Source organism: Pseudoxanthomonas mexicana (assembly GCF_001556105.1).
GTDB lineage: Bacteria > Pseudomonadota > Gammaproteobacteria > Xanthomonadales > Xanthomonadaceae > Pseudoxanthomonas_A > Pseudoxanthomonas_A mexicana_A.
On the sequence record NZ_LSIF01000014.1, the window covers coordinates 1 to 9,242 of the forward strand.

9 protein-coding genes are annotated in these 9,242 nt (G+C 64.9%); 1 reads left to right on the forward strand and 8 read right to left on the reverse strand.

The window, feature by feature from the left end:
• From AX730_RS01850 to AX730_RS01860, 3 genes are all read right to left on the reverse strand, one after another.
• Positions 1-296 (reverse strand): hypothetical protein (locus AX730_RS01850; protein ID WP_198146968.1); only part of this gene is annotated, 296 nt, incomplete at its 3' end.
• Between the two features lie 153 nt (positions 297-449).
• Positions 450-2,255, reverse strand: coding sequence for a sensor histidine kinase (locus AX730_RS01855; RefSeq protein WP_083537640.1), 1,806 nt, complete (start codon positions 2,253-2,255; stop codon positions 450-452).
• A gap of 29 nt (positions 2,256-2,284) precedes the next feature.
• A complete protein-coding gene (locus tag AX730_RS01860; RefSeq protein ID WP_062351097.1) occupies positions 2,285-2,950 on the reverse strand; it encodes a response regulator transcription factor in 666 nt (221 codons plus the stop codon).
• Positions 2,951-3,156: 206 nt separating this feature from the next.
• On the opposite strand from AX730_RS01860, the gene AX730_RS01865 reads away from it, so the two are divergent.
• On the forward strand, positions 3,157-4,437 hold the full coding sequence (locus tag AX730_RS01865; protein WP_062351099.1) for an NAD(P)/FAD-dependent oxidoreductase: 1,281 nt from the start codon (positions 3,157-3,159) through the stop codon (positions 4,435-4,437).
• Here the strand turns inward: AX730_RS01865 and AX730_RS01870 are convergent.
• The 5 genes from AX730_RS01870 to AX730_RS01890 form a co-directional block, all read right to left on the reverse strand.
• On the reverse strand, positions 4,410-4,718 hold the full coding sequence (locus tag AX730_RS01870; RefSeq protein WP_198146970.1) for a DUF1203 domain-containing protein: 309 nt from the start codon (positions 4,716-4,718) through the stop codon (positions 4,410-4,412). The two genes, AX730_RS01865 and AX730_RS01870, sit on opposite strands and share 28 nt — an antisense overlap.
• A gap of 234 nt (positions 4,719-4,952) precedes the next feature.
• On the reverse strand, positions 4,953-6,380 hold the full coding sequence (locus AX730_RS01875) for a hypothetical protein (RefSeq protein ID WP_157074047.1): 1,428 nt from the start codon (positions 6,378-6,380) through the stop codon (positions 4,953-4,955).
• Between the two features lie 130 nt (positions 6,381-6,510).
• The gene (gene rpoH, locus AX730_RS01880; protein ID WP_062351108.1) at positions 6,511-7,389 is read right to left on the reverse strand and encodes an RNA polymerase sigma factor RpoH; all 879 of its coding nucleotides are present in this window, start codon (positions 7,387-7,389) and stop codon (positions 6,511-6,513) included.
• Between the two features lie 191 nt (positions 7,390-7,580).
• Positions 7,581-8,423 (reverse strand): metal-dependent hydrolase, encoded by an 843-nt coding sequence (locus tag AX730_RS01885; RefSeq protein ID WP_062351110.1) that lies wholly within the window; start codon positions 8,421-8,423, stop codon positions 7,581-7,583.
• 122 nt (positions 8,424-8,545) lie between these two features.
• The coding region (locus tag AX730_RS01890; RefSeq protein ID WP_198146972.1) for a dipeptidase at positions 8,546-9,242 on the reverse strand (697 nt) is incomplete at its 5' end.

Consider the following 9,242-nt stretch of genomic DNA (forward strand, 5'->3'; position numbering starts at 1 on the left):
CCCCCGCCGCCACCGCCGGAGAAGGTTTGGGCGGGGTAACCCTGGCCGCCGGCACCCGGGCTGCCGCCAGCGGGCGTTCCATCGGCACCGTACCCTGCGCCCCCTGAAGCACCTGGCGCGCCACCAGCCCCTGCCGTGGTGCCCGCGCCGCCAGTGCCGCCGCCGCCGCCGCCGCCGATCTCTACACCGGTCGATTGCGCCCAGGCCGGCGCCGCCAGCAGCAGAAAACAGCCGCTGACCGCCAGCGACAGGATGGTGCGGCGGAATGTGGTGGTGGTGCGAATACTTGTGCGCATGGCGATGCCCCCTGTGGCATGCCGCCGGCTGCCGCGCCCACGGCGCAGCCACCCACCGGCGACGATGGCGCACACGGTAGGTGCCGTATTCCGTCCGGGGTATCCCTGAAATCAGGTAGAGCGCGATGGCACCACCATCATCGGGACAGTGGCTCAGGCCGCCAGCGGCAGATCCAGTTCCAGGGCGGTGCCTTTGCCGTCGGAAACGCCCGTGATGCGCAGTTCCGCCCCGAGCCGCTGGGCGCGGTGACGCATGCTCGCCATGCCGGCACCCCCGACGCGGGCCTGCCCGGCCGTGGACGCCATTCCCGAAAGACCGACACCATCGTCGTGCACGCGCAACTCCAGACGATCCCCGGTACGGCGAAGATGGACGTCGACCCGCGAGGCACGACTGTGCTTGAACACGTTCGTCAGCGCCTCCTGCAACAATCGCAGCAGGTCGAGACTGCGGCCGGGCCCCAGTTGCAGGCCCTCCAACCCGTGCACCTGCCAGTACGCATCGATGTCCGCGGCCTCCAGCAGGCGGCTCGCACGGTGGCGCAACGGGGCGATCAGCGTGGCCAGGTCGGCCTGTTCCTGCGCAGTGGTATCGATCACCAGCCGCAGGTCGTCGCGCATGTCTTTCAGCAGGGCCACGATCTCGGCCCTGGACGTCTCGTCCGGGGCCTGCTGCAGCCGGGTAATCGCGCCGACCAGCGTGCCGCCGAAACCATCATGCAGGTCGCGGACCAGTTGCAGGCGCTCGCCCGCACGGCTGTGCGCCAGCGCCAGGGCGTGCTGCTTGTTGAGCGTGTCGGCCAGCGTGCCGGTGGCCGCCTGTACCTCGCGCTGCAGTTCGCTATTGAAGCCTTCCACCCGCTTCATGGTCTGCGCGAAGCGGTAGGCCAGCACGAACCCCATGCCCAACAGCATGACCGGCGACGTGAACGACCCCAGGTAGCTCACCCCGCCGTACCAGCCCATGTACACGCCCAGATCGTGCAGCGACACCAGCAGCGGCACGCTGATGCAGGCCGCCAGCACCTGATAGTCGCGCCGGCCGCTGCGCACCGCGAAGACGACGAAGACCGCGCTGACCACGTACAGGAACAGGATGGTGGGGGTCACGTACAGGTTGCGCAGCGGCCCCATCCCGTGCGGGAGCAGCAGCGCGAGCACCATGACCACGCCCGCCAACGCCAGCAGCGCACGCTCGAAGCGCGGCCATCGCCGCTCCGAGAAACGCAGCAGGAAGATCGTGTGCGTGGCGGCGGAGGCCACGAAGACCGCGGCGATGAACGCCTGCCAGCCGTCCGTGGTGCGGAACGGCCACGGGCTGCTGGCGATGAAGTTCCAGTCGTACAGCCTGCCGAAAACCGCACTCAGTGCGTACCAGCCGTACAACGTGTCCTGGGGCCGTAGCAACCAGAAGATGCCGATCATCGCCGCCAGTACCAATCCCACGGCGGCGTCGAAGATCTGCATGTCGCGGCGGGCGAAGCGCTCCCGCTCGTACTGGCCGCGCAGGACGAGGGGATCGCCCACGCTGACGGTACCGAATGCGGGCTGATAGGCGACCAGGCCGGAGACCCGGACGAGCAGTTCGTTCTGTCCTTCGCGCAGCAGCGCCGGCGGCACCATGTAGTAGCGCGGTACGTGCCACTTGCGCGACAACGGCTCCACCAGCGAGACGTCCCGGTCGATCGGCTGGCCATTGAGGAACACCGCGGCCGCGAGGCAGGTGTAGTCGAGCAGCAGCCCCACCGGCCTGGACGCATCGGACTGCTGCCAGCGCACGCGATACCAGACCACGCCATCGTGATCGGGCCAACGTGTTTCCCACAGGTCGCGCAGGGCGACAGACTCCCAGCCCTGCTCCGGAGGCATTTCCGCAGACCAGTCAGCGCGCACGGCCTCCGCGTGGTCGATGCGCAATACTTCCTGCGCAGTACCGGGCAGCGCGAAGAACAGCGCCATCAGGATGATCAGGCAGTGACCAACACGCCTCACTTCAACAGACCTCGCGCCCGCGCTTCGTAGACCGCCTCGGTACGCGAGCCGACCGCCAGCTTGCGGTAGATGTTCTTGACATGACTTTCGATCGTCAACCGCGATAGCGAGACGAGATCAGCAATCTCGCGATTGCTGAACCCCTGCGCCACCATCTGGACGATCTCCCGCTCGCGCGGCGATAGCGCAGGCCGGTCGGCCGACGGCACCGACGCGTCCAAGCCAGCAGGCAACAGTGCCAGGATGCGCCGCGCAATGGAGGGATCGATCGGAGCCCCACCGCGCTGCAGGCTCTTCAGCGAGACCTCCAGTTCCTCATCGTCACGCTCTTTCAGAAGATAGCCGATGGCGCCGGAGCGCAAGGCTGCCAACACGCTTTCCTCTTCCGCAAACGACGAAACGATCACCGTCGCGACACCGGGGGCATTCGACTGCATCCATCCGATCAGCGTGTTGCCATCGCCATCGGGCAGATACATGTCGACCAGCGCCAAGGTATACGCGTGCGCATGCAACCGCGAACGTGCGGCACCGAGCGTATCGACCACATCGATCCGTGCCTCGTTGGCCATGCCTGCCACCAATCCCCGCAGGCGTTCCCCGGCATGCAGGTTGTCCTCAACGATCAGCACGTCCGACAGGGCGATCGGCAGCGTCTCCATACGTTCCCGTCGTGTGGCGTTGCATCCAGTCTAACGTCGCATGTGTTCATCGACCACCCGCCGGCGGCGGACGTGCTCCACCGGGAAGCACCAACGCGGGCGCCGCGCGTGTCGGCGCTCTTCCGCATTCGACCAGGCCGACTACACGCGGCACATGCGAGAATCGCTTCCGAGATGCCACGCAACCCGTGGCTGCAGGAAGTGCAATGCAGGCAGCACGTCCCCACATCGTCATCGTCGGCGGCGGTTTCGGTGGCCTCTGGGCCACGCGCGCCCTGGCGAACGCACCGGTCCGCATCACCCTGATCGACCGGCACAACCACCACCTGTTCCAGCCGCTGCTGTACCAAGTGGCCACCGCCGGCCTGTCGGCGCCCGACATCGCCGCGCCATTGCGCCACATCCTGCGAAAGCAGGAGAACGTGGAAGTGCGGCTGGCCGAGGTCGCGTCGATCGCGCCGCAGGAGAAGCAGGTCATGTTCGCCGACGGCAGCACGCTTGCCTTCGACTACCTGCTGCTCGCGACCGGCGCCACGCACGCGTACTTCGGCCACGACGAATGGGCGAAGCACGCACCGGGACTGAAGACGCTCGACGACGCCCTGCAATTGCGCCGGCACCTGCTGCTCGCCTTCGAACGCGCCGAGGCGGAAAGCGATCCGGCGAAGCGCGCCGCCTGGCTGAGCTTCGCCATCGTCGGCGGTGGGCCGACCGGCGTCGAACTGGCGGGTACGCTGGCCGAAATCGCGCGGCACACGCTGAAGAACGAATTCCGTCGCATCGATCCCTCGCAGGCACGCGTGCGCCTGGTGGAAGCCGGACCGCGCGTGCTGGCCTCGTTCCCCGAAGCGCTGTCCGAAAAAGCCCGTCGCCAGTTGGAGAAGCTGGGCGTGGAGGTCGTCACCGGCACGCCGGTCAGCGACATCAACGATGACGGTTACCGGTTGAGCGATACCTTCGTGCCGGCGAAGACGGTCGTGTGGGCTGCGGGCGTGGCGGCGTCACCGCTGGCGCGTTCGCTGGGCGTCCCGCTGGATCGCGCGGGACGCGTGCTGGTACAACCCGATCTCAGCGTACCGGGACATCCCGACATCTTCATCGCCGGCGATCTCGCCGCCGTGACCGCGGACGGCCGACCGGTGCCCGGCGTCGCGCCCGCCGCCAAGCAGATGGGCCGGCACGTGGCGCAGGTGTTGCGCGCGCGCTTGGTTGGCGGCGCATCGCCCGCTGCGTTCCGCTACCAGGACTACGGCAATCTCGCGACCATCGGCCGCATGGCTGCCGTCGTGGATTTCGGCAGGCTCAAGTTCTCCGGCCTGCTGGCGTGGTGGTTCTGGCTGACCGCGCATGTGTTCTTCCTGATCGGATTCCGCAACCGCCTGGTCGTGCTGCTGAACTGGTGCTGGGCGTACTGGAGCTACCAGCGCGGCGCGCGGATCATTCTCGGCACCGACGACGATCAGGCTGGGGCGGCGCGACAGGCATAGCAACCGGGCCGAGTGTTGTGCACGTGTGGATATGCAACGTCCGGCGCATCGAGCAGGTGCTGCAGGCGCGGTAGTGCGTCGACACCCTCGACGACATCGGCCTCCCGCATCAAGCCGTCGACGTCGTAAGCACGCAACGACAGCAGGCGTGCAGGAAACGAAAGCGGCAGCGCGTCCTTGAACTCCACTGCCGGCAGTTGCCTGGCGGACTCGCGCACATAGACCGGGCCACTCGCGCGGTACGGACCGGCGACGTCATGGTGCAAGTAAGGGAGCAGCAACAGGGTTCGCCCTGCCGTGCATCCTGCAGCGTGACGCGGCAGGGGAATCCCCGGTCGTTGTCCGGACGACGCGTCGGATGTTCCTTGCGGCCACCGTGGCATCATCCACAGCGAACAGAAGACGAAACGGTTCGGGCGACAACCCGCGGATCACGAACGACATGGCATCACTCCGAGGACGTGATGCCATGACCATGCCGCCCAGAGCGCGGCGCTATCCGGCTCTTGCTCGGCTTACTTACCGTCCAGCGGATAGCGCTTGCCATCCGCCATGACCAGCTCGCCTTCGCCGATGCGCTCGTTGTCGGCGTCCACGGTGATGAATTCGGCTTCCAATCGTGCCTGGCCCTTGCTTCCCTTCAGATCGAAGACATAACGCTCGCCTTCCGCCGACCACGACGCGTCGCGATCGAAGACCGCCTCGCGGATGTCCCCGACGTAGCGTCGCACCACGGGATTCGCCTGCATGGCGGCGTTGGCTTGCAGTACGAAGATCCCGTCCTGTCGCGCGAAGGTATCGGGAACTTCGCCACGGTCTGAGTCGACGCGGGGGGACGCGAGTTCGCCTTCCCTCGGCGCCTCGCCATCGAATGCGATCTCGCGACCGTCAGCCAGCGCCAGCACGCCGCTGCCCAGGCGCTCGGTGTCGGCGTCGACGGTGATGAAATCCGCGAGGATGCGACCACGCCCCTTGTCTCCGGCCAAGTCGAACACGAATGCATCCACGCCCTCCGCCTCACCGCTCGCCACCATGTCGATCTCGAACGCATTCAGCGTGCCGATGTGCTGCTGCACCAGCGGATAGCGCTGCACGGCCTCACGGGCCTGTCGCGTGAAGATGTTGTCCTGCATGCCACCGGACAGGCTTTCGTCGTCGGCGGCTGCGTCCGGTTCGTTGGCGCCACGCGGCTCACCCTCGAAGGGCAGTCGCCGCCCGTCCTCGAGCGTCAGCACCCCCTTGCCCAAACGTTCGGTATCGGCACTGACGGTGATGAAGTCGGCCTCAATCCTTCCGCGGCCCTTGTCGCCCGCCAGGTCGAAGACGAACGTGTTCATGCCGGGTGCCGCGCCAGTGGCTTCGGTGTCGATCTCGAACGTGGCGATCTTGCCGATGTACTGGCGGACCAGCGAATAGCGTTGCGCTGCTTCCTGCGCTTGGCGGGTGAAGATATCCCTGCCCTGCTCGATCGCCTCATCCGCGTCATGCCGATGATCCTGGTTCTCCGCGGCCAACGCGTCGGCATCGCCCTCGATGGCATATTCGGTGCCATCGGCCATCACCAGCGTGCCCGGCCCAAGGGCCTCCTGCGTGGCACTGACGGTGATGAAGCGCGCGCTGACGCGCCCCTCGCCGCGACTGCCTTCGACATCGAAAACCAGCACGTCGGGCCCCGGCTCATCCATGCTTGCGGCGTCATCCAGCGTTACCTTGCGAATCGCGCCGAGATGCTTGGACACGACGGGATCGCCCTGCATGGCGGCGCGTGCCTGCGCGTCGTATTCCTCGCGATCGATTCCGAAGCGAACGCCACCTTGTTCGCTGGTCGATTTGGTGTTGGTGTCGCTCGCTGCCCACGCCGTGCCGATACCCGCGGATGCGATCAACGCGCATGCCACCGCACTGAAACCCAAGCCCAACCACCCCTGCCTTGCCCGCGCCATGTGTTGCTCCCTGTGTTTGCGACCGATCCGGATCATTGCGTAGTGGATCACACTTCACGCAAACGATGCATCCGGAGAAAAGAAAGAGGCCCGTCACCGGGCCTCCTTCTACTCACACATCAAGAATGAATCAGGCAGCAAACAGCGCCTTCATTTTCTTCAGTGCGTTGGCCTCGACCTGACGCACGCGCTCGGCTGAAATGCCGTATTCGTCAGCCAGTTCCTGCAGCGTGATCTTGCTTTCGCCATCCAGCCAGCGACGCTTGATGATATCGCGCGAGCGCTCGTCGAGATCCGCCAGACCTTCCCGCAACAATCCCAGCTGGTTGTCTTCGCTGTCCGCACGTTCGTAAGCCTGCGACGGATCCTCGTCACGCGCGACCAGATAACTGGCGGGCGACGGCGGTGCGTGCTCCTCGTCCTCGTCGGCCGGCGCATCGAAACCGATGTCACGACCAGACAGGCGTGCCTCCATCTCCAGCACCTCGCGCTCGGACACGTTGAGGTCCTTGGCGATGACGCGGACTTCTTCGGCATTCATCCAGCCAAGACGTGTCTTCGACTTGCGTAGGTTGAAGAACAACTTGCGCTGCGCCTTGGTCGTGGCGACCTTCACGATGCGCCAGTTCTTCAGGATGAACTCGTGCATCTCGGCACGGATCCAGTGCACCGCAAAGCTCACCAGGCGCACGCCCATGTCCGGGTCAAAGCGCTTCACCGCCTTCATCAGGCCGATGTTGCCTTCCTGGATCAGGTCGCCCAGCGGCAGGCCGTAGCCGTTGTAGCCCCGCGCTACGTGCACGACGAACCGAAGGTGCGAATGCACCAGTTCGCGCGCAGCGTCGAGGTCTTCGTCCTCGCGGTAGCGGTTGGCAAGCGCACGCTCGTCTTCGACCGAAAGTACCTGGATCTGGTGCACGGCGCTGATGTAGGCATCCAGCGAACCCAAGGCACTCGGGATCGGCAGGTTGCTGGTGACCAAAGCGGTAGTGGGAGTGTTCTGGCTCATGGGCAAGGATGTTAGCAGTCGGGGGGTTCGACTGCTAACCGCCGCGGAAGTTCCGCATCGTCCCAACGCTGCAACGATGGCAGCGCTTGTGCCTGAGTGGCGCCCATCTTTTAAAATCAACAACTTGCCACTGCCGACGCCTGCACCACATCCCCTTCGTGCAACTAGCGACAAAGTGGAAGAGTGTGCGTTCAGGTTCGAGACGACATCGGAACAACAACCGCTGGCCGTTCGTCCTCCTGCTCCGCGAGCACCCGAATGGCGAGGGCGTCTGCTCCGGCAAGGTGAGTGGGGTGGAAGTCCGGGCGCAGATAGTTGAAGAGGTGCCGCAGGGTCCTTCGCGCCATTCGATGTCCCACACCGAGATGGTAGACCGCCTGACGCAGCGTCGACCTCCTCCACAACACGCGATCCTGCGCCAACAGCCACACCGTCACCCCGGTCATCAACAGGTAGAACAGCGAGGCTGTCGTGGCCGCCCCAAGCAAGCGCACGACGTAACCGGGCGATATGGCCTGCAGAAGATCAAACGCCACCGCGCGGTGCTCGATCTCCTCGGCGAAGTGCCACTCCATCAGGCTTCGCAACCGGGGGTCCGCTTCGGCAAGGATCGATTGACTAAGGAACTCGTAGCCAAGGTATGCATTGATGTGTTCGACGCAACTCACCAACGAAGCACGCAACCATAGCGGCGCAACGCGATCCATGGCCCTGAAAATGCCATGATCAATTGCGCGCTCCAGACCGCGAAAAGCGTACCCCTGCATATCAAGGTTACCCCAGTAACGTTTATGCGCCACCCCGTGCTGCGCCTCCTGGCGAATGAAAGCCTGGCAGCGGCGCCTCAGTTCCTCATCTGCCACACGTGGCAGGCAGGTGTTGAGCGTGCGGATGTAGAACGCTTCATTGGCGGGCACCAAGATCGTATAGGCATTGAGCAGCGATGAGATCACTTCATTGCCGGGCAGCCAGTGCCTGGGCACGTCACTGGGGAATTCGGCGGCAAAGCGTCGCGGCGTGATGGATTCTTCCATGGCAATCACCCTTCTGATGACACATTCCCAACCATGCGGCGCAGCGCTACATCGCGGCGTGAAGATCCGTCGTCCTTTTACAGAATGCACGCTACAGCGATTGTGATTCTGCCCAGAAGCATTCAATCCGATCTGGCGGCCTCGACCTGCCTCATCACACGCAGCAGGTTACCGCTCCATATCTTGCCGACATCATCTTCTGAATATCCCGCGGCCAGCAGGGCTTCGGTAATCCGCGGCAGGGCAGAAACGTCCTCCATGCCCACCACGCCGCCGCCCCCGTCCCAATCAGCGCCAATGCCGACATGATCGACCCCTGCTACCTTCAGGATATGAAGCATGTGTTTCATGTAGTCATCGAACGTCGCTCGCTTCATCGGGTAGCGCAGCTCGATCGCGCGCCGCTCCTTCAGGTAGTCGGGCACGGTCCCGAGCGCCAATCGGCCCTCGGGACCGTACTTCTCTTCCAGCGCATCCATCTCGGCTTCCTGCGCAGGAATCTTCGGAACTTGGACGAGATATCCCCCGAATGCGTTCACGTGGATGACGCCACCTTTTGCTGCAAGGGCGCGGAGTCTTGCATCGTCGATATTGCGAGGGTGGTCATAGATGGCGTCCGCACTCGTATGCGACAGCACGATGGGCCCACGTGACAGCGCGAGGACCTGATCGAAAACGTCATCGCTGGCGTGCGACGCATCCAGCACGATGCCCAGCCTGTTCGCATCGGCCACCAATGCCCGCCCTGCGGGACTGAGCCCATGCCGACGTCCCCCCGCTTTTGAGTAGCACGCCGGTTTGGAGTCCAATTCCCCAACC

Bases quoted from the DNA above. Each gene is read 5' to 3' on its own strand.
- AX730_RS01855 (WP_083537640.1), bottom strand. From the start codon at position 2,255: ATGGCGCTGTTCTTCGCGCTGCCCGGTACTGCGCAGGAAGTATTGCGC.
- AX730_RS01860 (WP_062351097.1), bottom strand. From the start codon at position 2,950: ATGGAGACGCTGCCGATCGCCCTGTCGGACGTGCTGATCGTTGAGGAC.
- AX730_RS01885 (WP_062351110.1), bottom strand. From the start codon at position 8,423: ATGGAAGAATCCATCACGCCGCGACGCTTTGCCGCCGAATTCCCCAGT.
- AX730_RS01865 (WP_062351099.1), top strand. From the start codon at position 3,157: ATGCAGGCAGCACGTCCCCACATCGTCATCGTCGGCGGCGGTTTCGGT.
- AX730_RS01875 (WP_157074047.1), bottom strand. From the start codon at position 6,380: ATGGCGCGGGCAAGGCAGGGGTGGTTGGGCTTGGGTTTCAGTGCGGTG.
- rpoH (WP_062351108.1), bottom strand. From the start codon at position 7,389: ATGAGCCAGAACACTCCCACTACCGCTTTGGTCACCAGCAACCTGCCG.